Source organism: Enterobacter sp. WI-ESBL-E8, from assembly GCF_053364895.1.
The window spans coordinates 1,534,427-1,559,970 of record NZ_JBRWXJ010000001.1; the positions used below are offsets into that span (position 1 = coordinate 1,534,427).

Below are 25,544 nucleotides of genomic sequence, written 5' to 3' on the forward strand. Positions count from 1 at the left end.
CATAAATTTGTCAACTTAAGGAAACCTTAAACGAAGACGATATGTGCTTTATTTCTGTTTATCCTCGATAATCCACTATCTCGGGCTGCGGCATTTCATTACACTCGTCGCGATTTTGTCATTATAAAGAGATTGCATGTTAAACCGTTCTTCTTCTGGTTCACGTCTGGGTCGTCAGGCGTTGCTTTTCCCTCTGTGTCTGGTGCTCTACGAATTCTCAACCTATATCGGCAACGATATGATCCAGCCCGGTATGCTGACCGTTGTGGCGCAGTACAACGCGGGAATCGAGTGGGTACCGACCTCCATGACCGCCTATCTGGCAGGCGGCATGTTTTTGCAGTGGCTGTTAGGCCCGCTGTCGGATCGCATTGGTCGTCGTCCGGTGATGCTGACGGGCGTGGTGTGGTTTATTGTGACCTGTCTCGCCACGCTGCTGGCGCAAAACATTGAACAATTTACCCTGCTGCGTTTCCTGCAGGGGGTGAGCCTGTGCTTTATCGGTGCCGTGGGGTATGCCGCCATTCAGGAGTCGTTTGAAGAGGCGGTGTGTATCAAAATCACCGCGCTGATGGCGAACGTGGCGCTGATCGCTCCGCTGCTGGGGCCGCTGGTGGGCGCCGCGTGGGTGCACGTTGCGCCCTGGGAAGGGATGTTCGTGCTCTTCGCGGTTCTCGCCGCTATCGCCTACTTTGGCCTGCACCGCGCGATGCCGGAAACGGCCACCCGCATCGGCGAGAAACTCTCGCTGAAAGAGCTGGGTCGGGATTACAAAGAAGTGCTGAAGAATGGCCGCTTTGTGGCGGGAGCGCTGGCGACAGGGTTCGTTAGCCTGCCGCTGCTGGCGTGGATAGCCCAGTCACCGGTCATTATCATCAGCGGTGAAAAGCTCAGCAGCTACGAGTATGGCCTGCTGCAGGTACCGATTTTTGGCGCGCTGATTATCGGTAACCTGGTGCTGGCGCGTCTGACGTCACGCCGCACCGTGCGTTCTCTGATTATCATGGGCGGCTGGCCGATTGCGGCAGGGCTGATTCTGGCTGCGGTGGCGACCGTCGCGTCATCTCACGCCTATCTGTGGATGACGGCGGGGCTTAGCCTTTACGCCTTCGGGATCGGCGTGGCGAACGCCGGGCTGGTGCGCCTGACGCTGTTTGCCAGCGAGATGAGTAAAGGCACGGTCTCAGCGGCGATGGGGATGCTGCAGATGCTGATTTTTACCGTCGGTATCGAGGTGAGCAAGCATGCCTACGCGATGGGCGGCAACGGTCTGTTCAGCCTGTTTAACCTCGCCAACGGCGCGCTGTGGGTTGGCCTGATGGTGGTGTTCCTGAAAGACAAGCGCGTCGGAAACGCCCTGCAGCCTTGATCTGTTTATCCCCTCTCCCCTTTGGGGAGAGGGCCAGGGTGAGGGGAGAGGGCACCAGACCGCACATTGTCAGTTAAACGGCGCCTCCCCGTTCAACACCTTCTCAATCACGTTTAAAACGCCTTCGTCGTTATTGTGCGGCGCTTCAAAACGCGCCACCGCTTTAATATGCGGTCTGGCATTCGCCATCGCAAAGCTGAACCCGGACTGGCGCAGCATCTCCACGTCGTTGCCGCTGTCACCGAAGGCCACCACTTCGCTGTCGTCTATGCCCCAGCGCTGTTGCAGGATCCGCAGGCCGTTGGCTTTATGCACGCCGGGGATGATAAGGTCGATACTGCCGTGACCGGTCGTGACGGGCACCATGATGTCACTGAGCTTTTCGTGAAGAAGCGCCTGAATACGCGGAATTTCATCGTCAGACACGTTGAGTCCGAACTTGAAGAAAATATCGTTCAGATTGTCGAAGTCGCTGACCATTTCGAGGCGGTGGTAGTACTTCGCCGCGATATCCTTAAAGCCCTCGTCATAGCATTTCAGCGTGTACGCGCTGCTTTTGCCGCAGGCGATGATCTCAATCCCCGGCACGTCGCTTAACACGTTCGCGACGGTGTCGAAATGGGCTTTCGACAGTTCACCGTTAAAGACGTCTTCACCTTCGCTCACGACCCAGCCGCCGTTTTCGGCGACGAACGCGATTTCATGCGCAATCTCCGGGAAAAAGGAGATGAGCTGGTAGTACTGGTTGCCGCTGGCAACCACGAAGCGAATGCCTTGCGCCTTCATGCGGGCGTACTGCGCCAGAAAGCGCGGGCGATTGTAGGTCTTGGCATCGCTCAGAAAAGTGCCATCCATGTCGACGGCGATCAGTTTAACGCTCATATCCCTTCTCCAGTGTCGTTTGATTCGTTTCCGGCTTTGCCACCGCGCGCGCCACCAGCGCCGCAATGATGACCAACCCTAATACCACCAGCATGGCGTTGCGCAGCCCGTAATGCTCGCCGAGGAAGCCGAGCAGCGGCGGTCCGACCAGGAAGGCGAGATAGCCCGTGGTCGCCACCACGCTGACGCGCGTCGGGGCATCCGGGCCGGTGTCGCTGGCGGCCGAAATGGTCAGCGGGAAGCCGAGCGACGCGCCCAGCCCCCAGAGGATCACCGAGACGCCGGCAATCCAGTCCACATCCACAAAGATGATCATCGCGATGCCCAAGCCGCCGAGCAGAGCGCTGGCGCGCACTACCGCAACGCGGCTGTAGCGGTCGATAAACCAGCCGCCGGTGAAGCGTCCGACGGTCATCCCCAGCGTAAACCCGGCGTAAATCAGGGAGCCGGAGGTCGGGCTAAAGCCGTGACCGTCCACCATCAGCAGCGGCAGCCAGTCGTTGGCGGACCCTTCCGCGAACGCCATCGCCAGCACCACCACGCCGATCAGCATCAGCTGGAAATCGCGGTAGAAGGGCAGCCCTTTTTCGACCGAATGCTGTTCGTCAGCGGAGTTTTTGCCGGTACCGTCCGGGATGGCCCGGATGCCGGTCAGAATCGGAACGATGCACACCAGCGCCGCCAGCAGGATATGCAGGTTGGCGCTCACGCCAGAGGCCGTCAGCGCCATGCCCACGCCGGCACCGGCCAGCGTGCCGAGGCTATAAAAGCCGTGCATCATTGGCAGCACGGTTTTGTTCATCTCGCGCTCGACCGCCGCCCCTTCAACGTTGATGGCAACTTCCGCCGAGCCGAAGCTGCCGCCAAATACCGTCAGCCCCAGGGCAAACAGAACCGGCGACGCACACCACAGCGCGGCGCTCAGCACGATCATCCCGACCACCGCGAAGCACATGGTGGTGCGGATCACCGCCCGCGTACCGAAGCGCTTCACCAGCCACGCGGAGCAGAGGATGCCGCTCATCGAGCCTATCGACAGCCCGAACAGCACGATGCCCATCTCAGCGGTAGAGACGGACAAAATATCGCGAATGGCGGGCGTACGCGTGGCCCAGGAGGCCATCAGCAGGCCGGGAATAAAGAAGAACATAAACAGCGCCCACAGGCGTAGCTGCAGGGCTTTACGGGGAGAGGTCAGCGTCATTGGGGTAGCACCAGAAGTACAACAATAGCGACAACACTAGCAAGTTTGTGTACATTTGTACACAAACCACGTGAGGAATTTATGAGCAGACCACCGAACGATCCGCATCGCCGGGAGAAGATCCTGCAGGCAACGCTCGATACCATTGCCGAGCACGGGATTCACGCCGTCACGCACCGTAAAATCGCCACCTGCGCGGGCGTGCCGCTGGGATCGATGACCTACTATTTCGACGGCATGGAACCGCTGCTGGAGGAGGCCTTCACGTGGTTTACCCGGCAGATGTCGCAGCAGTACCGGGATTTCTTTGCCGGCGTTAACGGGCCGGAAATGGCGTGTGAGTCCATCACCACGCTGATCCACAGCTCGCAGGTGACGACGCCGCACAACATGGCGCTGATGTATCAGCTTTACGCCTTTATGCACCGCAGCGCGGCGCTTAAAACGGTGATGCAGGACTGGATGAAGATGAGCCAGACCACGCTGGAGCAGTGGTTCGACCCGGTCACCACCCGTGCGCTGGACGCGTTTATCGAAGGGATGACGCTGCACTACGTCACCGACCGGGCGCCCTTAACCCGCGAAGAGATCCGGGCGATGGTGGGGAGGATTGCGGGCGAGGGCTAGGTTGCACCCGCGGTCATATTGACGGTGGTTCCCGTCATGGCGCTTGCCGCATCTGACGCCAGAAACGCAATGGTGTCTGCCACCTGCGCCAGCGTCGGCAGGCGATGATTCAGGGTGCTTTGCGCGGCACTGCCAAGAAACTGCTCGACCGTGATGCCCATCGCCTGCGCCTTGGCGGTGAAAATGGCACCCACATACGAACCCGCCTGCACCGCGTCGGCTATTGCGTGCGAACGCACGCAGAGTACGCGAATATTTTGTGCCCCCAGCTCAGCCGCGAGCGCCCGGGTCAAGGCTTCCGTTCCCGCGCAGCCAACGATATGCCCGAGGTGGCCCGCCATCGTCATGTTTGCGGCGGGGGCGACGACGGTAATTATGGTCCCGGCATGCTCGTCGCCCATGCGGGGCGATACGGCTTTCGCAATGTTGAAATATGCTGCCAGGAAAGGGTCGAAACCCTGTCTGAACTCGTCGAGCGTTAACGCCTGCAGGCGTTTGCCCTGATCGTGCATAAAGCCCGTGGCGTTGACGACGATATCAATGTGGGCAAGGTCGGGGAGCTGTGCGGAGGCATTGAGCACATCGAAAACAAACGTGCTGGCAGACCCGCCGTCGGCGCGAATGCTGTCGGCGACCGGCTCGAGCCTGGCGTGGCTGCGCGCGGCGAGGTAGACATCCGCTCCCTCGCACGCAAGCGCGTGCGCCGCTGCGCTGCCAATAGCGCCGCTGCCGCCGAAGATGACGGCGGTTTTGTTTTTAAGTCCCATACCTGCATCCCCTCACCAGACCTAACCTTCAACAGTATGTGCCGGGTTTCGGCTGATGCAACCCGGCCAGTGGGCGGGATATGCCGCGGGCAAGCCTTACTGTGCCATTATCAATAGCTTACTTTTGAGAGATTTTTTTCCCGCTGGCGTCCACCACGGCTTCGCCATCCTCTTTCGTAAACGCCCCTTTTTGCGCGTCCGGCAGGATGTCGAGGACGACTTCAGACGGACGGCACAGGCGCGTGCCCAGCGGCGTTACCACGATCGGACGGTTAATCAGGATCGGGTGCTGAAGCATAAAACCGATAAGCTGGTCGTCGGTGAACGTATCTTCAGCCAGGCCGAGCTGTTCAAAGGGCTCCACGTTTTTACGCAGCAGATCCCGCACTGAAATCCCCATCTCAGCAATCAGTGTGGTCAGCTTATCGCGTGACGGCGGCGTTTCCAGATAAAGAACGATCTCTGGCTCCGTGCCGCTGTTGCGGATCATCTCCAGCGTGTTGCGCGAGGTGCCGCAGGCCGGGTTGTGGTAAATGGTGATGTGGTTCATATCAGTGGCTCATTACAGTGTGAAGGAGAGACGGAGCGCCAGCGCGGCGAGCGTCGCAAACAGGACCGGCAGCGTCATCATGATGCCCGTCCGGAAATAGTAGCCCCAGGTAATCGTCATGTTTTTCTGCGTCAGCACGTGGAGCCAGAGCAGGGTGGCGAGGCTGCCGATGGGCGTGATTTTAGGCCCCAGATCGCAGCCAATAACGTTGGCGTAAATCATCGCTTCCTTTATCAATCCCGAAGCCGTGCTGCCATCAATGGAGAGCGCGCCAATCAGCACCGTGGGCATATTGTTCATTATGGATGACAGGAACGCGGTGATGAACCCGGTACCCAGCGTGGTGGCCCACAGCCCGTGTCCGGCCAGGCTATCCAGTACGCCGGAGAGATACTCCGTCAGCCCGGCATTGCGCAGGCCGTACACCACCAGATACATCCCCAGCGAGAAGATAACGATCTGCCACGGAGCGCCGCGCAGCACTTTTCCGATGTTAATCGCATGTCCGCGTTTTGCGACAGCGAATAAAATCAGCGCGCCAGCTGTTGCGATGGCGCTGACCGGAATGCCGAGAGGTTCAAGCACGAAGAAGCCAACGAGAAGAAGCAGCAGCACGATCCAGCCCGTTCTGAACGTCGGGAGGTCATGAATGGCCCGCGCGGGCTCGCGGAGTTTCGCCAGGTCATATTCCGGGGGAATTTCCTTGCGAAAGAACAGATGCAGCATCACCAGCGTTGCGGCAATCGCGGCGACATCAACCGGGATCATCACCGAGGCGTATTCGCTGAACCCCAGCTTAAAGAAGTCTGCCGATACGATGTTGACCAGGTTCGACACAATCAGCGGCAGGCTGGCGGTATCGGCGATAAAGCCTGCCGCCATCACAAACGCTAGCGTGGCCTGCTTGCTGAACCCCAGCGCCAGCAGCATGGCGATAACGATAGGGGTCAGGATTAGCGCCGCGCCGTCATTGGCAAACAGCGCCGCCACGGCTGCGCCCAGCAGCACGATGTAAGTAAACAGCAATCGCCCCCGACCGTTCCCCCAGCGGGCGACGTGCAGCGCTGCCCACTCGAAAAAACCGGACTCATCCAGCAGCAGGCTGATGATGATGACGGCAATGAACGTTGCCGTGGCGTTCCAGACGATATTCCACACCACAGGTATATCGTTAATGTGAATCACGCCGCTGGCCAGCGCCAGCGCGGCACCGATGCTGGCGCTCCAGCCGATACTGAGCCCTTTGGGCTGCCAGATGACCAGTACCAGCGTAAACAGAAAAATAGCCCCTGCCAAAAACATCTTCTACTCCATTATATCTGTTTTAGTGAATGTGTTTTTCCTGGCACGAGTCCGGAAGTCGGTTTTTCAACTTCATACGGGTCTCTTCCCGCAGGCAGTTCCAGCTGTTGTCGATAACGGTTGCCGCCCACGCAGGCATGTTCGGAGAGAGACGGTAATAGACCCACTTCCCCTCACGACGGTCGATAACCAGCCCGGACTCGCGCAGCAGGGCCATATGGCGGGAGACTTTCGGCTGAGATTCGGCGGTGGCGGAGCAGAGATCGCAGACGCACAGCTCGCCCGCTTCGCGGAGCAGCATGACGATGGCGAGCCGCGTTTCGTCGGAGAGGGTTTTGAAGAGTTGGAGCGGGTGAAGCATGGGGTTTCCTGCGGGTGTAATTTTTATATGCGTTTAATCATATATGTTTTGGTGGCAAGAGAGAAGGTGAGATTAGAGGAAGGGGAATTTCAGGCAACAAAAAACCCATCAACCTTGAACCAAAACGGCGGGGTTGATGGGCTCCACAAATTGGGGACATCAAAGAAAAGCAGTGGCACTAGTTATGACTGCCCCCTGATAAAAAAGTTCTGCGCGTAACGAAAATTTTTTCAACCACGCGCAAACTTAGGAGTTATCCGATCCCAGGCCAGATGATGATGATCAGCGTACCCGCCAGCGTGAGCAGTACGTTCGCGATGGCGTAGGTTCCCGCATACCCCAGCGCTGGGATGTTGCTGCGCGCGGTGTCGCTGATGATTTCCATGGCTGGCGCGCAGGTTCGCGCCCCCATCATCGCCCCGAAGAGCAGGGCGCGGTTCATGCGCAGCACGTAGGCGCCGAACAGGAAGCAAATAACGACCGGCACCAGGCTGACGATAAGTCCGGAAACCAACATTTGCCAGCCGACGGCACCGAGGCTGTGGCCAATGCCGCTGCCGGCGCTTAAGCCAACTCCCGCCATAAAGACCATCAGACCGAACTCTTTCACCATGTTCAGCGCGCCCTGCGGAATGTAGCCGAAGGTTGGGTGGTTCGCTCGCAGGAAGCCCAGCATGATCCCGGCGAACAGCAGCCCGGCGGCGTTACCGATGCCGAAGCTAAAGTTGCTGAACTGGAAGGTGATCATCCCGATCATCAGGCCAACAATAAAGAAGGCGCAGAAGGCCAGCAGGTCGGTAACCTGGCTGTGAATGGAGATAAAGCCGATGCGGTCGGCAACGGTTTTCACGCGTCGGGCGTCGCCGCTGACCTGGAGCACGTCGCCTTTATTGAGTACGACGTTGTCATCGATCGGCATTTCAATCTGGCTGCGGATCACGCGGTTGAGGAAGCAGCCGTGGTCGGTCAGCTTCAGCTGCGCCAGGCGACGGCCAACGGCGTTATGGTTTTTCACCACGATCTCTTCGGTGACGATGCGCATGTCGAGCAGGTCGCGGTCGAACACCTCTTTGCCGTTACGGAAGCTCGGGTCGAGACGGGCGTGGGCGTCCGGGTAACCGACCAGCGCAATGTCGTCGCCCATCTGCAGCACCGCGTCGCCGTCCGGATTCGCCAGGATGCCGTTGCGGCGGATACGTTCGATGTAGCAGCCCGTCTGGCGGTAAATCCCCAGCTCGCGCAGGTTTTTGCCGTCTGCCCATGCCACCAGCTCCGGTCCGACGCGGTAGGCGCGGATCACCGGGAGATAGACTTTACGTTTGGAATCGGTATCCAGACCGCGCTCGCGGGCGATTTGCTGGGCGCTGGTCTGCAGATCCTGGTGCTGCAGTTTTGGCAGGTAGCGCGCGCCGACAATCAGGCTCACCAGACCAATCAGATAGGTCAGGGCATAGCCCAGGCTCAGGTGGTCGAGGGCGGTAGATAGCTGCGCGCCGGCCATGCCGGAATGGCGCAGGGTATCACCGGCACCCACGAGCACGGGGGTAGAGGTCATGGAGCCTGCCAGCATACCGGCCGTTAACCCGATATCCCAGCCAAACAGTTTGCCCAGCCCTAAGGCGATCAGCAGCGCGCTGCCGACCATCACCAGCGCCAGCATCAGATAATTTTTGCCGTCGCGGAAGAAAATTGAAAAAAAGTTAGGTCCCGCTTCCACGCCAACGCAAAAAATAAACAGCATAAAACCTAAGTTGAGCGCGTCCGTGTTAATGCTGAAGTGCTGCTGGCCTAATAATAAGGAGACGACTAAAACGCCAATGGAATTACCAAGTTGAACTGAACCCAGGCGCAATTTACCCAGGCAAAGACCCAGCGCCAGTACCACAAATAATAACAGGATGTAATTCCCATTTAACAAGTCTGCGACGTTTATATTCACGGAGGCTAACTTCTTGTTTACCAGTAAGTTGTTGAATGAAAGGACTTTTTGGGCTACTGTTTTCTGGGTCAGGGAAAGGCGTTAACGCTCCCTGTTTCCTGCTTTATTCCCTAAAACATTAGCTGGCGTGTAGTTTAATCGCATTAGCTACTGACAGCTACCTATTATCGCATCACCCTGTGCGTGCTTTGGCAAGGATTGCCGCATTGCTTTATCTGACTGGGCGTCTACCCGACGAATGTGTATTTGATAGAGATAAGTCAGGAGGATAGTTTGAACATTAAACGAAACTGGGCGGGGGTGATCAGCTGCTTTTTGCTGTTCACGGTCGTATGCATGTCGCTCGCTTTTAACGTGAAAGGGGCATTCAGGGCTTCGGGCCATCCGGAGCTGGGGTTGCTCTTTTTCACGCTGCCGGGCGCCGCGGCCAGTTTTCTCTCCCGTAAAGGGGAGGTGGTGAAACCGCTTCTGGGCGCCATGCTGGCCGCACCGCTGTGCCTGCTGCTGATGCGCTTGCTGTATATATCAACGCGGAGTTTCTGGCAGGAGCTGGCGTGGTTGATGAGCGCCGTGTTCTGGTGCGCCCTTGGCGCGCTCTGTTACTTATTTGTGCGCAGCCTGATTCAACACCGACGGCACCCCAAATAAAAACGCCCTCAGGGTGAGGGCGTCTTCGCATTATTGAGCGGCAAACAGCCCCAGATGCTCTTTGGCGTAAGCTTCAAAATCAGTGCAACCGCCGATGTGTTTCTGATCGAGGAAGATCTGCGGTACGGTTTCAACCGGCTTGCCGACGGTTTTTTCGAGATCCGCTTTGGTGATGCCTTCCGCGTGGATATCCACGTAGCGGAAGTTGAAGTCATCGCGCTCTTCAGTCAGTTTCTCAGCCAGCTCTTTCGCGCGCACACAGTAAGGGCACCCTGGACGACCAAAAATTACTGCAAACATTTCTCTCTCCTCAAAAAACAAGCCTGACGGCGAATAAGACATATAGTGCCCGATAACCTGTCGCCATTAAAGAAGGTTTCGCCTGTCGCTTTGATACAGTAAGGCTATGTTTCGCCAATTACACCGCGCAAATCATTGCCTATACTGGCTGCCATACGGTTTAAGCACGACAAAGAGAGACAAGATGACGCCAACCATAGACCTGCTCACATCCCACCGTTCCATTCGCCACTTCACCGATGAGCCGATTACCGAGGCGCAGCGCGCCGCGATTATTGACAGCGCAAGGGCGACCTCCAGCTCCAGCTTCCTGCAGTGCAGCTCGATTATCCGCATTACCGACCCGGCCATGCGCGAGCAGCTGGTCACGCTGACCGGCGGTCAAAAGCACGTAGCCCAGGCCGCGGAGTTCTGGGTGTTCTGCGCCGACTTTAACCGCCACCTGCAGATTTGTCCTGAGGCCGAACTGGGTCTGGCCGAACAGCTGCTGCTGGGCGTGGTGGATACCGCGCTGATGGCGCAAAACGCCTTTACGGCGGCGGAGTCGCTGGGGTTAGGCGGCGTTTATATCGGCGGCCTGCGTAACAACATTGAAAGCGTCACCGAGCTGCTGAAGCTGCCAAAACATGTGCTGCCGCTGTTTGGCCTGTGCCTCGGCTGGCCGGCGGATAACCCGGATCTGAAGCCGCGCATTCCTGCCGCCATGCTGGTGCATGAAAACCACTACCAGCCGGTTGACCGGGAGGTTCTGAATCACTATGACGAAGAGCTGGCGAACTACTACATGACGCGCGGCAGCAATAACCGTCGCGATACCTGGACCGACCATATTCGCCGCACCATCATTAAAGAAAATCGCCCGTTTATTCTCGATTATCTGCACAAACAGGGTTGGGCGACGCGATAGTCCATTTATCCTGCGCCTGCCTGCGTATATGATACGCAGGCTTTTTCCATGTCTTTAGCGAGGTGCAGGGTGAAAATTGCCATATTGTCCCGGGATGGAACGCTCTATTCATGTAAGCGCCTGCGAGAAGCGGCGGCGAAACGCGGGCATCAGGTTGAGATCCTCGACCCGATGTCCTGCTATATGAACATCGACCCGGCCGCCTCGTCGATCCACTACAAAGGCCGCAAGCTGCCGTTCTTTGATGCGGTCATCCCCCGCATCGGCTCGCAGATAACCTATTACGGCACCGCCGCGCTGCGCCAGTTTGAAATGCTGGGCAGCTATCCGCTCAATGAATCCGTCGCCATTTCCCGCGCCCGCGACAAGCTGCGTTCGCTGCAGCTGCTCGCCCGCCAGGGGATCGATCTCCCCGTCACGGGGATTGCCCATTCGCCAGACGACACCAGCGATCTCATCGACATGGTGGGCGGGGCACCGTTAGTGATCAAACTGGTAGAAGGCACGCAGGGCATTGGCGTGGTGCTGGCGGAAACGCGGCAGGCGGCGGAAAGCGTGATTGATGCCTTCCGGGGGCTGAACGCCCACATTCTGGTGCAGGAGTACATCGAAGAGGCGAAAGGATGCGACATTCGCTGCTTCGTGGTCGGTAACGAAGTGGTGGCGGCCATTGAGCGCCAGGCAAAAGAGGGCGACTTCCGCTCTAACCTTCACCGCGGCGGCGTGGCGCGGGTAGCCGATATCAGCGACCGGGAACGGGAGATTGCCGTGAAAGCGGCGCAAACGCTGGGGCTGGACGTGGCGGGCGTAGACCTTCTGCGGGCGGCGCGCGGGCCGCTGGTCATGGAGGTGAATGCTTCTCCGGGGCTGGAAGGCGTGGAAAAAACCACCGGGGTCGATATTGCAGGTAAAATGATCGCATGGATCGAGCGCCACGCCACGCCGGGATACTGTCTTAAAACGGGTGGTTAAATGGATTACAGCGCACTTTTTAAGTACCCTATGCAAAGTTTTTACTAGAGAGGCCGCACAGCGATGGATTTACAGGTCGTACCAACACTGGATACGTTACGTCAATGGCTCGATGATGCCGGTATTACGTTCTTTGAATGTGATTCCTGCCAGGCGCTGCATTTGCCTCATATGCAAAATTTCGACGGTATTTTTGATGCCAAAATCGATCTCATTAACGACGTGATCCTTTTCTCCGCGCTGGCCGAAGTGAAGCCGTCGGCGCTGCTGGCGCTGGCCTCCGACCTGTCAGCGATCAACGCCAGTTCTTTGACGGTGAAAGCATTTCTCGACATACAGGATGATAATCTGCCAAAACTGGTCGTTTGCCAGTCTTTATTCTCCGGGGCAGGGCTGTCGTTCAAGCAGTTCGCCTGGTTTATGCGCTTGAGCGAAGAGCAAATTTCGATGGTCATGATGGAAGCCAACGCGCATCATCTGCTGTATAGCGCGGAAGATGATGCAGAGAATAATGATGCATCTCCCAATTTTCTTCACTAAGCCTGTCTGACTTTTGCGCAGTCGCTGCCATAGCGGCTGCAGAAGGCCATTTTTTCTGCTGCTTTTAACCTTTCTTTAAAGAATTTTTCACCTCCCTGAAGGCCGTTTCGGCTTATCACGTAGACATAACCTGCATAAAAAATTGATAAAAGGCGTTTTTTCGTCCGGGCTATAGCCGGAGACACGGGCTACAGTTATTCTTGCGATGCTTAAAAAAGCGAGCGGAAGCTGCCGGGTAAAGAGGTTTCTTTTTATTTCGGGCAGAGCGACAAACTATGCATGATTATTGCATAACTTCAGATTGCACAGTTTTAGTTCGTTTGTTAACGAGCTTTCAGAAGGAATAACGATATGATCGCCTTGAATAAAAAATGGTTATCGGGTCTGGTTGCGGGTGCTCTGATGGCCGTCTCTGCCGGCACGCTCGCTGCGGAACAAAAAACGCTGCACGTTTACAACTGGTCTGACTATATTGCGCCGGACACGGTCGCGAATTTTGAAAAAGAGACCGGCATTAAAGTGGTCTACGACGTTTTCGACTCCAACGAAGTGCTGGAAGGAAAACTGATGGCGGGCAGCACCGGGTTTGACCTCGTGGTGCCTTCCGCAAGCTTCCTGGAGCGTCAACTGACGGCAGGCGTTTTCCAGCCTCTGGATAAGAGCAAGTTACCGAACTGGAAAAACCTCGATCCCGAAGTTCTGAAGCTGGTGGCCAAGCACGACCCGGACAACAAATACGCCATGCCTTATCTGTGGGCGACCACCGGTATCGGCTTTAACGTCGACAAAGTGAAAGCGGCGCTGGGTCCGGACGTCAAGCTGGACAGCTGGGACGTGGTGCTTAAGCCGGAAAACCTTGCGAAGCTGAAAAGCTGCGGCGTCTCTTTCCTCGATGCGCCGGAAGAGATTTTCGCCACCGTGCTGAACTACCTGGGCAAAGATCCGAACAGCAGCAAGGCTGATGACTACACCGGCCCGGCGACCGATCTGCTGCTGAAGCTGCGTCCAAACATTCGTTACTTCCACTCGTCTCAGTACATTAACGACCTGGCAAACGGCGACATCTGCGTCGCGATTGGCTGGGCAGGGGACGTGTGGCAGGCGGCGAACCGCGCGAAAGAGGCAAAAAACGGCGTGAACGTGTCTTACTTCATTCCGAAAGAGGGGGCACTGGCCTTCTTTGACGTCTTCGCGATGCCGGCTGACGCAAAAAACAAAGACGAAGCTTACCAGTTCCTCAACTACCTGATGCGTCCTGACGTGATCGCCCACATCAGCGACCACGTTTACTACGCGAACGGTAACAAGGCCTCCGTGCCGCTGGTGAGCGAAGAAATCCGCAACAACCCGGCTATCTATCCGCCAGCGGATGTGTTCGCCAAGCTCTTCACCCTGAAAGTTCAGGATCCAAAAATTGACCGCGTGCGTACCCGCGCGTGGACCAAGGTGAAAAGCGGTAAATAACGGCGTTTGGTGTTGTTGCCCGGTGGCGCTATCGCTTACCGGGCCTACAAAACCCGTAGGCCGGGCAGGCGTTAGCGCCGTCCGGCGATGCGCACCCTGACGGTGCGTTTGCACCAGTATTGATCTATGCCGGAGAACACCCCGTGAATGACGCGATCCCCCGCCCGCAGGCGAAAGTCCGTAAAGCGCTGACCCCGCTTCTTGAAATTCGTAACCTCACCAAATCTTTCGATGGCCAGCATGCCGTTGACGACGTCAGCCTGACTATCTATAAAGGCGAAATTTTTGCCCTTCTTGGGGCATCAGGCTGCGGTAAATCGACCCTGCTGCGCATGCTGGCCGGTTTTGAACAGCCCACGGCCGGGCAGATCATGCTCGATGGCGTGGATCTCTCCAGCGTGCCGCCGTATCAGCGCCCCATTAACATGATGTTCCAGTCCTACGCGCTTTTTCCGCACATGACGGTGGAGCAGAACATCGCCTTTGGCCTGAAGCAGGACAAGCTGCCGAAGGCCGAAATTACCGCGCGCGTGGCCGAAATGCTGAGCCTGGTGCACATGCAGGAGTTCGCCAAGCGTAAGCCGCACCAGCTCTCTGGCGGCCAGCGGCAGCGCGTGGCGCTGGCAAGAAGCCTGGCGAAACGCCCGAAGCTGCTGCTGCTCGATGAACCGATGGGTGCCCTGGATAAAAAGCTGCGCGACCGTATGCAGCTCGAAGTGGTGGATATCCTCGAGCGAGTGGGCGTGACCTGCGTGATGGTCACCCACGATCAGGAAGAAGCGATGACCATGGCCGGACGAATCGCGATCATGAACCGCGGCAAGTTCGTGCAGATCGGCGAGCCGGAAGAGATTTATGAGCACCCGACCACCCGCTACAGCGCGGAGTTCATCGGCTCGGTTAACGTCTTTGAAGGGCTGCTGAAAGATCGTCAGGAGGATGGTCTGGTTATCGAATCGCCTGGGCTGCAGCATCCGCTGAAGGTCGATCCGGATAACTCCGTGGTGGATAACGTACCGGTCTACGTGGCGCTGCGTCCGGAGAAGATCATGCTCTGTGACGATCCGCCTGCCGATGGCTATAACTTTGCCGTGGGCGAAGTGGTCCACATTGCCTATCTGGGCGATCTGTCCATCTACCACGTGCGCCTGAAAAGCGGGCAGATGCTCAGCGCGCAGCTGCAGAACGAACATCGCTATCGCAAAGGCCAGCCGACATGGGGCGACGAAGTGCGCCTGTGCTGGGATGCTGACAGTTGCGTTGTGCTGACGGTATAAGGAGCGGCCAATGAGTACATTTGAACCTCCAGCCCGCGCAGGCAAACCGGGCGGCGTTGCCAGCTGGCTGACGCGCATGCAGATGAAACACGGCCGCAAGCTGGTGATCGCCATGCCGTACGTGTGGCTGATCCTGCTGTTCCTGCTGCCGTTCCTGATTGTTTTCAAGATAAGCCTGGCGGAAATGGCGCGGGCGATCCCGCCTTATACCAACCTGCTGGACTGGGCCGACGGGCAGCTGACGCTGACGCTTAATCTTGGCAACTTCCTGCAGCTGACGGACGACCCGCTCTATTTCGAAGCGTATCTGCAGTCGCTGCAGGTGGCGGCGATCTCGACGCTCTGCTGCCTGGTTATGGGCTACCCGCTGGCGTGGGCGGTGGCGCACAGCAAGCCGTCTACGCGTAACATCCTGCTGCTGCTGGTGATCCTGCCGTCGTGGACATCGTTCCTGATCCGCGTTTACGCCTGGATGGGGATCCTGAAAAACAACGGCGTGCTGAATAACGTGCTGATGTGGCTTGGGGTTATCGATCAGCCGCTGACGATCCTGCACACCAACCTCGCGGTCTATATCGGCATTGTGTACGCCTATCTGCCGTTTATGGTGCTGCCGATCTACACGGCGCTAACGCGTATTGATTACTCGCTGGTGGAAGCGTCGCTCGATCTCGGGGCCCGTCCGTTAAAAACTTTCTTCAGCGTCATTGTCCCGCTGACCAAAGGCGGCATTATCGCCGGATCAATGCTGGTCTTTATTCCGGCGGTGGGGGAGTTTGTGATCCCGGAACTGCTCGGCGGGCCGGACAGCATCATGATTGGCCGCGTGCTGTGGCAGGAGTTCTTCAATAACCGCGACTGGCCGGTGGCGTCGGCGGTGGCGATTGTCATGCTGCTGCTGCTGATCGTGCCGATCATGTGGTTCCACAAGCATCAGCAGAAACAGATGGGAGATCACGGATGAACAACTTACCGGTAGTGCGCTCCCCGTGGCGAATTGCGATCCTCGTGATCGGCTTTACCTTCCTGTATGCGCCGATGCTGATGCTGGTGATCTACTCGTTCAACAGCTCCAAATTGGTGACGGTCTGGGCGGGCTGGTCGACGCGCTGGTACAGCGAGCTGTTCCACGATGATGCAATGATGAGCGCGGTGGGGCTGAGCCTGACCATTGCGGCGCTGGCGGCCACAATGGCGTCCGTGCTGGGCACGATCGCCGCGCTGGTGATGGTGCGCTTCGGGCGTTTTCGCGGTTCGAACGGCTTCGCCTTTATGATCACCGCGCCGCTGGTCATGCCGGACGTGATCACCGGTCTCGCGCTGCTGCTGCTGTTCGTGGCCCTGGCGCACGCCATCGGCTGGCCGGCGGATCGCGGAATGCTCACCATCTGGCTGGCGCACGTCACCTTCTGTACCGCGTATGTCGCGGTGGTGATCTCCTCGCGCCTGCGCGAGCTCGATCGCTCCATTGAAGAGGCGGCGATGGATCTCGGCGCGACGCCGCTGAAGGTCTTTTTCATCATTACCCTGCCGATGATTATGCCGGCGGTGGTCTCCGGCTGGCTGCTGGCGTTTACCCTGTCGCTGGACGATCTGGTTATCGCCAGCTTTGTCTCCGGTCCGGGGGCGACGACGCTGCCGATGCTGGTCTTCTCCAGCGTGCGCATGGGGGTGAACCCGGAGATTAACGCCCTGGCCTCTATCATCCTCGGCGTGGTCGGAATTGTCGGATTTTTCGCCTGGTATTTGATGGCGCGCGCGGAAAAGCAGCGCGTGCGCGATATCCAGCGTGCAAGACGCGGCTGAAGGATTTAAAATTTCCAGTGATGTGCCGCGCATGACGCGGCACTGTTTTTCAGGGAAGTAAAACATTGGGATTATTAAAAAAATCACGTATTACGCACGCGCGTCCTAACGTCCCTGCGCTGGTTCAGGTGGCGGCGCTCGCCATTATTATGATCCGCTGCCTCGATGTGCTGATGATTCTGAACACCCTGGGCGTACGCGGCATCGGTGAATTCATTCACCGCAGCGTGCAGACGTGGAATCTGACGCTGGTCTTTTTGAGCAGCCTGGTGCTGGTGTTTATCGAGATCTACTGCGCCTTTTCGCTGGTCAAAGGGCGCAACTGGGCGCGCTGGGTGTATCTGCTTACGCAGGTGACCGCCGCCAGCTATCTGTGGGCCGCCTCGCTGGGCTATGGCTATCCCGAGCTGTTCAGCATTGCCGGTGAATCCAAACGCGAGATCCTGCGCGCGCTGTTTATGCAAAAACTGCCGGATATGCTGGTGCTGTTCCTGCTTTTTATCCCCGCCTCCAGTCGGCGGTTCTTCCGCCTGCAATAATGTGTATAATCGCAGCCCTCGTAATTCTTAAGGTTTTCATATGCAGTGCGCACTCTATGACGCCGGACGCTGCCGCTCCTGTCAGTGGATAGAACAGCCGGTCTCTCAACAACTCACCGCCAAAATGGCCGACCTGCAACAGCTGCTGGCAGAACACGCGGTGGGCGAGTGGTGTGCGCCCGTGTGCGGCCCGGAGCAGGGCTTTCGTAATAAAGCCAAGATGGTGGTCAGCGGCAGCGTGGAGAAACCGCTGCTGGGGATGCTGCACCGCGACGGCACGCCGGAAGATTTAACCGACTGCCCGCTGTATCCCGCCTCCTTTGAGCCCGTTTTTGCCGCGCTCAAACCGTTTATTGCGCGTGCAGGGTTAACGCCATACAGCGTCGCCCGCAGGCGCGGCGAGCTGAAATATCTCCTCCTGACCGAAAGCCAGATTGACGGCGGCATGATGCTGCGCTTCGTGCTGCGCTCCGAAACCAAGCTGGAACAGCTTCGCGCGGCGCTGCCGTGGCTTCAGGAGCAGCTTCCTCAGCTGAAGGTGATTACCGCAAACATTCAGCCGGTGCATATGGCGATCATGGAAGGGGAGAAAGAGATCTTCTTCACCGAACAGCACGCGCTGGCCGAAAACTTCAACGGCGTGCCGCTGTGGATCCGCCCGCAAAGCTTCTTCCAGACTAACCCGACCGTGGCAAGCAGCCTGTACGCTACCGCCCGCGACTGGGTGCGCGGGCTGAGCATCGATCATATGTGGGACCTGTTCTGCGGCGTGGGCGGCTTTGGCCTGCACTGCGCTACGCCCGAAATGCAGCTCACCGGGATTGAGATCTCCGCCGAAGCGATTGCCTGCGCCAGGCAGTCCGCCGCCGAGCTGGGTCTGACGAACCTGAGTTTCCAGGCGCTGGACTCCACCCAGTTTGCGACCGGCCAGGGCAACGTGCCGGAGCTGGTGCTGGTCAACCCGCCGCGCCGCGGCATCGGAAAGGCGCTGTGCGACTATCTGAGTCAGATGGCGCCAGAGTACATCATCTATTCCAGCTGTAACGCGCAGACCATGGCGAAGGATATCGCCAGCCTGCCGGGCTACCGCATTGAACGCGTTCAGCTTTTCGATATGTTCCCGCATACCGCGCATTATGAAGTGTTGACGTTGCTCGTAAAATCTTAAACAAAATGTGAACTCTTCATCCCTGCGAAATCAGGTAAGCTTACGTCATAAGAAATGAATAAGGCTTACCCATGAAGCAGATCCTGCTGGTGGAAGACGACCACGATATCGCGGCGCTTCTGCGACTCAATTTAGAAGATGAAGGCTACGCCATCACCCACGAGCCCGACGGGGGCAACGCCCTGCAGCGTCTTGAAAAACAGCCGTGGGATGCGGTGATCCTCGACCTGATGCTGCCCAACGTTGACGGTCTGGAGATTTGCCGCCGCATCCGTCAGATGACGCGCTACCTGCCGGTCATTATCATCAGCGCCCGCAGCAGCGAAACCGACCGCATTACGGGGCTGGAAACCGGCGCCGATGATTATCTGGCAAAACCGTTTTCGGTGCAGGAGCTGATTGCGCGTATCAAAGCGCTGTTCCGCCGCCAGCAGGCGATGGGGCAGGCGCAAACCGACGGTCAAATTCAGGCCCACGGGCTGACTATCGATCCGCTGGCGCGCAGCGTGCTGCTTCACGGCCAGGTAGTGGATCTCACGCCGCGTGAATTCGAGTTGCTCTACTTCTTTGCCCGTCATCCGGGCGAGGTATTTTCTCGCCTGGCGCTGCTGGAGCAGGTCTGGGGCTATCAGCACGAGGGCTATGAGCACACCGTTAACACCCACATCAACCGCCTGCGCATTAAGATTGAGAAGGACGCCGCCGAGCCGGAGATTATTCGCACCGTCTGGGGCAAGGGCTACAAATTTGCGGAGCCGCACCATGATGCGCCGCTTTAGTCTCAGCCAGCGGCTGACGCTGCTGTTTATCCTGTTGATGATGCTCTGCGCCACCGTCGCCTGCGCGGTACAGCTCTACACCAGTACGCAGTACGGTAATGCGATGGTGCAGCGGCTGTCGGGCGGGCTGGCGCAGCAGATAGTCCAGCGCGAACCGATTCTGGACGCGCAGGGCAGGGTCGACAGAACGTCACTCAAGCCGCTGTTTGACCGGCTGATGACCTTTAATCCGAGCGTTGAGCTGTACGTCGTCTCCCCGGACGGCGATATCCTGGCCGATGCCGCACCGCCGGGCCACATTCAGCGGCAAAAAATCGACCTGGCGCCGGTTCAGACTTTCCTGAGCGGTACCGCTATTCCGGTATTGGGCGACGACCCGCGCAGCCAGAATAAAAAAGTCTTTAGCGCCACGCCGCTGCGGCAGGACGGCGAGCTAAAAGGCTATCTGTATATTATTTTGCAGGGCGAGGAGTCGAACGCGCTGGCGGACATGGCCTGGCATAAGGCGCTGTGGAGCACGGTGCTGTGGTCGCTGCTGTGGGTCGCGCTGTTTGGACTGCTGGCGGGCCTGCTGGTCTGGTACTGGGTCACGCGCCCGGTAAAAGAGCTGACGGTTGAGGTCGCTGGGCTGGATCGGGACAGCATGAGCGCAATCAGGCAGCTGGCCGTAGAGACGCCGGACGCGACGGCAAAGGATGAAGTGGCGCTCCTGCGCAACAGCTTTATCGAGCTGGCACGCAAAATCACCCAACAGTGGGACCAGCTGGCCGACAGCGATCGCCAGCGCCGGGAGTTTATCGCCAACATTTCGCACGATCTTCGCACGCCGCTCACCTCGCTGCTCGGCTATCTGGAAACCCTGTCGCTAAAATCCGCGACCATGACGCCGCAGGAGCACCAGCAGTATCTCGCTACCGCGCTCCGGCAGGGGCAAAAGGTACGCCATCTTTCACAGCAGCTGTTTGAGCTGGCGCGCCTGGAGCACGGCGGTATTAAGCCGCAGCGCGAGCGTTTCGCGATGGGAGAGCTGATTTCCGACGTGGCGCAGAAGTTTGAGCTCACCGCCCGCACGCGCGAGGTGAATCTGCATATTGACGTGCCGGGACCGCTGCCGCAGGTGTTTGCCGATGTATCAATGATCGAGCGCGTGGTGACTAATCTGCTGGATAACGCAATGCGCCATACGCCGACCGGCGGGGAAATTCGCCTGGCGGTCTGGCAGGAGAATCAACAGCTGCAGGTCGAAGTGGCGGACAGCGGAACGGGCGTGGATGCCGCGCTGCGAGACGATCTGTTCCAGCGGCCGTCGGCGTTGACGACTCAGGCATCGCGGGAGAATCGCGGCGGGTTAGGGCTGCTGATTGTGAAGCGAATGCTGGAGCTGCACGGGGGCGGGATCAGGCTGATGGAGTCGGTGAGCGGGGCGCGGTTCAGGTTCTTTGTGCCGTTGTGAGGGAGTGCCGGGTGGCGCTGCGCTTACCCGGCCTACAACTCCCCCCGTAGGCCGGGTAAGGCGCAGCCGTCACCCGGCAAAAACCATTACTGCGGGAACCACTGCTCGCTGATTTTCTGGTACGTACCGTCGGCTTTAATCGCTTTCAGCGCGCCGTTCAGCTTTTCCAGCAGAGCTTTGTTATCCGGGCGTACCGCGATACCCAGACCCGTGCCGAAGTACTGCGGATCGGTCACTTTTTCCGTGGCGGTGCCCAGCTGCGGGTTGGTCTTCAGCCACTCGTTCACCACGGCGGTGTCGCCGAACACGCCATCGATACGGCCATTTTTGAGGTCGATAATCGCGTTCTGGTAGCTGTCATAGGCCACGGTCTTCACTTCAGGATGCTTATCCTGCAGGTATTTCTGGTGCGTGGTGCCGTTTTCCATCCCGATGCGTTTGCCTTTCAGCTGGTCAAAAGAGGTGTACGCCCCTTTCTTCGCAATCACCACCGCCGAGTTGGCGTAGTACGGGTCAGTGAACGCAACCTGCTTGCTGCGCTCAGGCGTGATGTCCATCCCGGAGATCACCGCATCGTATTTTTTGAATTTGAGCGACGGGATCAGGCTGTCGAAGGCATGATTGGTAAAGGTGCAGTCGGCCTGCATCTGTTTGCACAGCGCTTTCGCCAGATCGATATCGAAACCGACGATCTGGTTGCTGGCATCCAGCGATTCAAACGGCGGATAGGTGGCGGAAACGCCGAAATTGATTTTATCCGCAGCGGATGCGCCAGCGGCGAACGTTGCCAGTAATGCGGCCAGAACTAACTTTTTCATTGTAATGCTCCCGTCTGTCTATCTTGTCATTATGCGCCGTGTCTGCGGCATGGATGTACAATGCCAGTTAATGAATTTATATGCAATAAATATGATTAAATATTATATTTTCCGCAAAAAAAAGCGGATAACCCATCAGGTTACCCGCCTTTGCTATACAGATTTATGCATTTGCCTGGTTAATTTCTGCGCTCAAACGCCAGCGCTTTACGCTCGATCAGGCGCATCATCAGCGTCAACAAACCGTTAACCACAAGGTAGACCACGCCCGCCGCGCCGAACACCATCACGTCATAGGTGCGTCCATACAGCAGCTGTCCGTGCCCCATCACTTCCATCAGAGTAATGGTGTAGGCCAGAGACGTACTCTTGAACACCAGCACCACTTCGTTGGAGTAGGAGGAGAGGGCGCGCTTAAAGGCGTACGGCAGCAGGATCGCCAGCGTGTCTTTCTTGCTCATGCCCAGCGCCCCGCAGGACTGCCACTGCCCTTCAGGGATGGCGCGGATCGCCCCGTAGAACAGTTGGGTGGTATAGGCCGCACTGTTCAGCGAAAGGGCAATCAGGGCACACAGCCACGGCTCAGAGAGCAGATGCCAGATAACCGGATACGCCTGCAGCGACGGGAACTGTCCCGGGCCGTAGTAAATCAGGAAGATCTGCACCAGCAGCGGCGTACCGGTAAACAGGGTGATATATGCGCGCACAATCCACACCAGAACCGGCGTTTTCAGCGTCAGGATGATGGTGAAAATCAGCGCCAGGATCAGGGCCACGATAATGGACGCCACGGTCAGCGTCAGGCTGGTGTGCAGCCCTTTCATCAGCTCGGGAAAATATTCAAGCATCAGCCTGGTCTCCGTTCAAAGCGCGTCGCTCGCAGGTCAATACGCTTGAGGATGTACTGACTGAGCAACGTGATCACCAGGTAGATAGCCGCCGCCACGATGTACCAGGTAAAGGGCTCCTGAGTCCGGGTGGCGATGCTTTTGGTTTGCAGCATCAAATCGTTAACGCTTATCAGGCTCACCAGCGCGGTATCTTTCAGCAGCACCAGCCACTGGTTACCGAGCCCCGGCAGGGCATGACGCCACATCTGCGGCATCACCAGACGGAAGAAAATCGCTGATTTCGACAAACCTAACGCCTGACCCGACTCCCACTGTCCCTGCGGCACGGCCTTCAGCGCGCCGCGCAGGGTTTGCGACGCGTACGCGGAGTAGAGCAGGGAGAGGGCAATCACGCCGCACAGGAACGGACTGACGTCGAAGTTTTCAATCTGCATCTGCACCGGGATCTGTGCAAAACCGAGATTGAGGGTAAAGCCGTCAGACAGCGTGAGCAGTAGCTGCGAGGAGCCGAAATAGATAAACAGGACCACCAGAATTTCCGGTAGCCCACGCAGCACGGTGACCAGCGCGGAGCCTGCCCAGGCGACGGGGAACCATTTTGCTGATTCCCACACCGCAAAGAACATCGCCAGCACGAGGCCGATAATCAGTGCGCAAACGGCAAGGCCGACGGTCATCCCGGCGGCGCTTGCTAAAGGAAAAATTTCATTCATCAGGAATTACTTCTGGAACCATTTTTTGTAGATGGTTTCGTAGGTGCCGTCTTTCTTCACTTTTTCCAGCGCAGCGTTGAATTTCTGCTGCAGCTCAGTGTTGCCCTGACGAACGGCAATCCCCAGACCGGTACCGAAGTAATCCTTATCGGTCACTTTGTCGCCCACTGGCGCCAGCTTGTCGTTCGCTTTCAGCCACTCGGTCACGACAGCGGTATCACCGAATACGCCATCGATACGGCCATTTTGCAGATCCAGCTTCGCGTTCTGGTAGCTGTCATACGGAACGGTGGTGATTTCCGGATGCTTATCCATGATGAATTTCTGGTGCGTGGTGCCGTTCTGCACGCCGACTTTTTTGCCCTTCAGCTGATCGACAGAGGTGAATTTACCTTTCTGACCAATGAACAGGGCGGAGTTGTCGTAGTAAGGGGTGGTAAACAGCACCTGCTTTTCACGCTCAGGGGTGATGTCCATACCGGCCATCACGGCATCGATGCGGCGGAACTTCAGGCTTGGGATGAGGCTGTCGAACGCCTGGTTGCTGAAGGTGCAGGTCGCGTCGATCTCTTTACACAGGGCGTTAGCCAGGTCCACGTCGAAGCCCACAATTTTGTTGTTCGCATCAATAGACTCAAACGGAGGGTAAGACGCTTCCGTGGCGAAACGAATGGTCTGGGCTGCGGTAGCGGAAAGGGTAACGCCAGCAAGCAGCACGGCAAGTAATACTTTTTTCATTATATTTCCCCTGACACAATCAATGAGATAAATAGTTTTTGAAGGCATCGGTTTGCGGGTTCGCGAAGCAGCCCGCATCACCTTGCTCAACGATATAGCCGTTTTCCATGTACACCACGCGGCTGGCGGTTTTACGCGCCACTTCCACCTCGTGGGTGACGATAACCTGCGTAATATTGGTTTCCGCAAGCTCGCGAATGATGCTGACGATCTGGGCGGTGATTTCCGGGTCCAGCGCGGCCGTCGGCTCATCAAACAGCAGTACCGCGGGCTCCATCATCAGCGCGCGGGCAATCGCCACGCGCTGCTGCTGACCGCCGGAAAGGTGCAGCGGATAGCGGTCGCTGTAGGGCTTCAGGCGCAGACGCTCCAGCAGCTTTTCAGCACGAGCAATTGCCTGATCCTTGCTTAACCCCAGCACGCGGCACGGGGCTTCAATCAGGTTTTGCAGTACGGTCAGATGCGGCCAGAGATTGTATTGCTGGAAGACCATGCCGACGTTTTGACGCAGTTCGCGAATCGCTTTATCAGACGGCGTTTTCGCAAAATCAAAGTGGTTACCGGCGATGGCCAGCGTACCTGAACGGGGCATTTCAAGCAGATTAAGGACGCGCAGAAGGGAGCTTTTGCCTGCACCGCTTGGGCCAAGCAAAACCAGCGTTTCGCCTTCCGGGCAGTTCAGCGTGATGTCAAACAGCGCCTGGTGTGCGCCGTAGAAGCAGTTAATGCCGTTTAGTTTAATACTCATCGGGGCAGTCTTTACTCATCCAGGCAATCTATAGCAATTGAGGCCGCAGATAGTACCGTTGACAGAATAGTTATGCAATATTTCTGCGTTAAAAGTTAAATATAACCCGTGTTTCTACTTAAACATAGCACAAAATAGCGAACGGAAAGGTCGGCGAGTATAAATGTCGGCATTCCGCAAGAAATGCCGCACATTTTACGGGGGTAACCGCGTGGTATCGGCAGGTTTAGCGATTCTCAATCGACTGGCGAAGCGTGCCTGCCGGGGCGTGAACGCTGCCGCCAACGTAGCGCACGTCGTCCACCGCCCAGCATTGACCTTCGCGGATCATCAGCACTTCATCCTGCCAGGTTTGGGTACCCTGCGTCAGCTTCACGCGCAGCGGAATATTGCGGGCATCCGTGTTCGGGATGGTTGACGCGCTGGCCACTTCCGCGCTGTCTGGTAGCGTGGTACGGCTGGAGAACGGGTCGGATTTTAGCAGCGCGTTGTGCTGCGGATCGCGGGTGGCGTCGTTAAGCAGTTTTGCCAGCCCATCGCTCAGATAGGGGCGCAGGCCGGTGAGATCGTTGCTGCGGTGCTGAATGCGATAATCATAGAACTGCTGCGCCACGGCGTCCGGGCCGCCCTCGATGCAGGGGCCGCTGCGGGTACCGATATCCTTAAAGGCTGGCGTGACCGTGGTGGTACAGGCGCTGAGCACCAGCGCGCAGGGCACCAAAAGTGTTAAAGCAGAATAGCGCATGTTGATTTCCTTATTTATTAACTATCCTTTCAATCATAGCGTAACGAACCGATAATGCTGTGCCTAAGGCATTGAAC

28 protein-coding genes are annotated in these 25,544 nt (G+C 57.6%); 14 read left to right on the plus strand and 14 right to left on the minus strand.

Translation table 11 applies throughout. The annotated features are described in order from the left end of the window. Positions 1-136 precede the first annotated feature (136 nt). Entirely contained in the window at positions 137-1,369 is a 1,233-nt protein-coding gene (locus ACWHWP_RS07290) for an MFS transporter (protein WP_047346977.1), read from the plus strand. A gap of 69 nt (positions 1,370-1,438) precedes the next feature. On the opposite strand, the gene ACWHWP_RS07295 is transcribed toward ACWHWP_RS07290, so the two are convergent. Then, positions 1,439-2,251 (minus strand): Cof-type HAD-IIB family hydrolase, encoded by an 813-nt coding sequence (locus tag ACWHWP_RS07295; RefSeq protein ID WP_447855314.1) that lies wholly within the window; start codon positions 2,249-2,251, stop codon positions 1,439-1,441. Next, complete coding sequence (locus ACWHWP_RS07300) at positions 2,241-3,455, minus strand: MFS transporter (protein ID WP_447855315.1); 1,215 nt, start codon at positions 3,453-3,455, stop codon at positions 2,241-2,243. The genes ACWHWP_RS07295 and ACWHWP_RS07300 overlap by 11 nt, the downstream gene beginning before the upstream one ends. Before the next feature lie 81 nt (positions 3,456-3,536). Here ACWHWP_RS07300 and ACWHWP_RS07305 point away from each other — a divergent pair, with 81 nt between their 5' ends. Further along, complete coding sequence (locus ACWHWP_RS07305; RefSeq protein WP_059310687.1) at positions 3,537-4,082, plus strand: TetR/AcrR family transcriptional regulator; 546 nt, start codon at positions 3,537-3,539, stop codon at positions 4,080-4,082. Here the strand turns inward: ACWHWP_RS07305 and ACWHWP_RS07310 are convergent. The 5 genes from ACWHWP_RS07310 to ACWHWP_RS07330 form a co-directional block, all read right to left on the minus strand. Beyond that, the gene (locus ACWHWP_RS07310) at positions 4,079-4,849 is read right to left on the minus strand and encodes an SDR family NAD(P)-dependent oxidoreductase (RefSeq protein ID WP_447855316.1); all 771 of its coding nucleotides are present in this window, start codon (positions 4,847-4,849) and stop codon (positions 4,079-4,081) included. The genes ACWHWP_RS07305 and ACWHWP_RS07310 overlap by 4 nt on opposite strands. 118 nt (positions 4,850-4,967) lie before the next feature. Then, positions 4,968-5,399 (minus strand): glutaredoxin-dependent arsenate reductase, encoded by a 432-nt coding sequence (gene arsC, locus ACWHWP_RS07315; protein WP_447855317.1) that lies wholly within the window; start codon positions 5,397-5,399, stop codon positions 4,968-4,970. Between the two features lie 12 nt (positions 5,400-5,411). After that, the gene (locus tag ACWHWP_RS07320; RefSeq protein ID WP_447855318.1) at positions 5,412-6,701 is read right to left on the minus strand and encodes an arsenic transporter; all 1,290 of its coding nucleotides are present in this window, start codon (positions 6,699-6,701) and stop codon (positions 5,412-5,414) included. A gap of 22 nt (positions 6,702-6,723) precedes the next feature. Continuing rightward, a complete protein-coding gene (locus ACWHWP_RS07325; protein WP_447855319.1) occupies positions 6,724-7,062 on the minus strand; it encodes a metalloregulator ArsR/SmtB family transcription factor in 339 nt (112 codons plus the stop codon). A 253-nt stretch (positions 7,063-7,315) separates the two neighbouring features. Beyond that, positions 7,316-9,001 (minus strand): aspartate:alanine antiporter, encoded by a 1,686-nt coding sequence (locus tag ACWHWP_RS07330; RefSeq protein WP_063431128.1) that lies wholly within the window; start codon positions 8,999-9,001, stop codon positions 7,316-7,318. A 273-nt stretch (positions 9,002-9,274) separates the two neighbouring features. On the opposite strand from ACWHWP_RS07330, the gene ACWHWP_RS07335 reads away from it, so the two are divergent. Further along, on the plus strand, positions 9,275-9,649 hold the full coding sequence (locus ACWHWP_RS07335) for an inner membrane protein YbjM (protein ID WP_047346969.1): 375 nt from the start codon (positions 9,275-9,277) through the stop codon (positions 9,647-9,649). A gap of 30 nt (positions 9,650-9,679) precedes the next feature. On the opposite strand, the gene ACWHWP_RS07340 is transcribed toward ACWHWP_RS07335, so the two are convergent. Then, positions 9,680-9,949 (minus strand): GrxA family glutaredoxin, encoded by a 270-nt coding sequence (locus tag ACWHWP_RS07340; protein WP_006809455.1) that lies wholly within the window; start codon positions 9,947-9,949, stop codon positions 9,680-9,682. Positions 9,950-10,133: 184 nt separating this feature from the next. Between ACWHWP_RS07340 and nfsA the strand changes: the two genes are divergently transcribed. The 11 genes from nfsA (at position 10,134) to ACWHWP_RS07395 (ending at position 20,854) form a co-directional block, all read left to right on the plus strand. Next, positions 10,134-10,856 (plus strand): nitroreductase NfsA, encoded by a 723-nt coding sequence (gene nfsA, locus ACWHWP_RS07345; RefSeq protein ID WP_447855320.1) that lies wholly within the window; start codon positions 10,134-10,136, stop codon positions 10,854-10,856. A 69-nt stretch (positions 10,857-10,925) separates the two neighbouring features. Next, positions 10,926-11,828: a 30S ribosomal protein S6--L-glutamate ligase gene (rimK, locus tag ACWHWP_RS07350; RefSeq protein ID WP_447855321.1), complete on the plus strand. Its 903-nt coding sequence runs from the start codon at positions 10,926-10,928 to the stop codon at positions 11,826-11,828. Positions 11,829-11,891: 63 nt separating this feature from the next. Next, a complete protein-coding gene (locus ACWHWP_RS07355; protein WP_003858385.1) occupies positions 11,892-12,368 on the plus strand; it encodes a YbjN domain-containing protein in 477 nt (158 codons plus the stop codon). Between the two features lie 351 nt (positions 12,369-12,719). Further along, complete coding sequence (gene potF / locus ACWHWP_RS07360; protein ID WP_047346966.1) at positions 12,720-13,832, plus strand: spermidine/putrescine ABC transporter substrate-binding protein PotF; 1,113 nt, start codon at positions 12,720-12,722, stop codon at positions 13,830-13,832. Positions 13,833-13,975: 143 nt separating this feature from the next. After that, a complete protein-coding gene (potG, locus tag ACWHWP_RS07365) occupies positions 13,976-15,109 on the plus strand; it encodes a putrescine ABC transporter ATP-binding subunit PotG (protein ID WP_048339039.1) in 1,134 nt (377 codons plus the stop codon). A 10-nt stretch (positions 15,110-15,119) separates the two neighbouring features. After that, a complete protein-coding gene (gene potH, locus ACWHWP_RS07370) occupies positions 15,120-16,073 on the plus strand; it encodes a putrescine ABC transporter permease PotH (RefSeq protein WP_059310678.1) in 954 nt (317 codons plus the stop codon). Further along, positions 16,070-16,915, plus strand: a complete 846-nt coding sequence (potI, locus tag ACWHWP_RS07375; RefSeq protein ID WP_447855322.1) for a putrescine ABC transporter permease PotI — start codon at positions 16,070-16,072, stop codon at positions 16,913-16,915. The genes potH and potI overlap by 4 nt, the downstream gene beginning before the upstream one ends. 65 nt (positions 16,916-16,980) lie before the next feature. Continuing rightward, positions 16,981-17,454, plus strand: a complete 474-nt coding sequence (locus tag ACWHWP_RS07380; protein WP_059310677.1) for a YbjO family protein — start codon at positions 16,981-16,983, stop codon at positions 17,452-17,454. 40 nt (positions 17,455-17,494) lie between these two features. Next, the gene (gene rlmC, locus ACWHWP_RS07385; protein WP_447855323.1) at positions 17,495-18,622 is read left to right on the plus strand and encodes a 23S rRNA (uracil(747)-C(5))-methyltransferase RlmC; all 1,128 of its coding nucleotides are present in this window, start codon (positions 17,495-17,497) and stop codon (positions 18,620-18,622) included. A gap of 71 nt (positions 18,623-18,693) precedes the next feature. Continuing rightward, positions 18,694-19,401 (plus strand): response regulator transcription factor, encoded by a 708-nt coding sequence (locus ACWHWP_RS07390; protein ID WP_059310675.1) that lies wholly within the window; start codon positions 18,694-18,696, stop codon positions 19,399-19,401. Then, positions 19,385-20,854, plus strand: a complete 1,470-nt coding sequence (locus ACWHWP_RS07395; RefSeq protein WP_447855324.1) for a sensor histidine kinase — start codon at positions 19,385-19,387, stop codon at positions 20,852-20,854. The genes ACWHWP_RS07390 and ACWHWP_RS07395 overlap by 17 nt, the downstream gene beginning before the upstream one ends. An 86-nt stretch (positions 20,855-20,940) precedes the next feature. On the opposite strand, the gene artJ is transcribed toward ACWHWP_RS07395, so the two are convergent. From artJ to ACWHWP_RS07425, 6 genes are all read right to left on the minus strand, one after another. Beyond that, positions 20,941-21,672 (minus strand): arginine ABC transporter substrate-binding protein ArtJ, encoded by a 732-nt coding sequence (artJ, locus tag ACWHWP_RS07400; protein ID WP_021240923.1) that lies wholly within the window; start codon positions 21,670-21,672, stop codon positions 20,941-20,943. 179 nt (positions 21,673-21,851) lie between these two features. Beyond that, the gene (gene artM, locus ACWHWP_RS07405) at positions 21,852-22,520 is read right to left on the minus strand and encodes an arginine ABC transporter permease ArtM (RefSeq protein ID WP_059310672.1); all 669 of its coding nucleotides are present in this window, start codon (positions 22,518-22,520) and stop codon (positions 21,852-21,854) included. After that, complete coding sequence (artQ, locus tag ACWHWP_RS07410) at positions 22,520-23,236, minus strand: arginine ABC transporter permease ArtQ (protein ID WP_047346958.1); 717 nt, start codon at positions 23,234-23,236, stop codon at positions 22,520-22,522. Before artQ ends, artM begins: the two co-directional genes overlap by 1 nt. 6 nt (positions 23,237-23,242) lie before the next feature. Beyond that, entirely contained in the window at positions 23,243-23,974 is a 732-nt protein-coding gene (gene artI / locus ACWHWP_RS07415) for an arginine ABC transporter substrate-binding protein ArtI (RefSeq protein ID WP_008500032.1), read from the minus strand. 19 nt (positions 23,975-23,993) lie between these two features. After that, entirely contained in the window at positions 23,994-24,722 is a 729-nt protein-coding gene (gene artP, locus ACWHWP_RS07420; protein ID WP_134349283.1) for an arginine ABC transporter ATP-binding protein ArtP, read from the minus strand. A 226-nt stretch (positions 24,723-24,948) separates the two neighbouring features. Next, positions 24,949-25,467, minus strand: a complete 519-nt coding sequence (locus tag ACWHWP_RS07425) for a lipoprotein (protein WP_023310943.1) — start codon at positions 25,465-25,467, stop codon at positions 24,949-24,951. Positions 25,468-25,544: the final 77 nt, after the last annotated feature.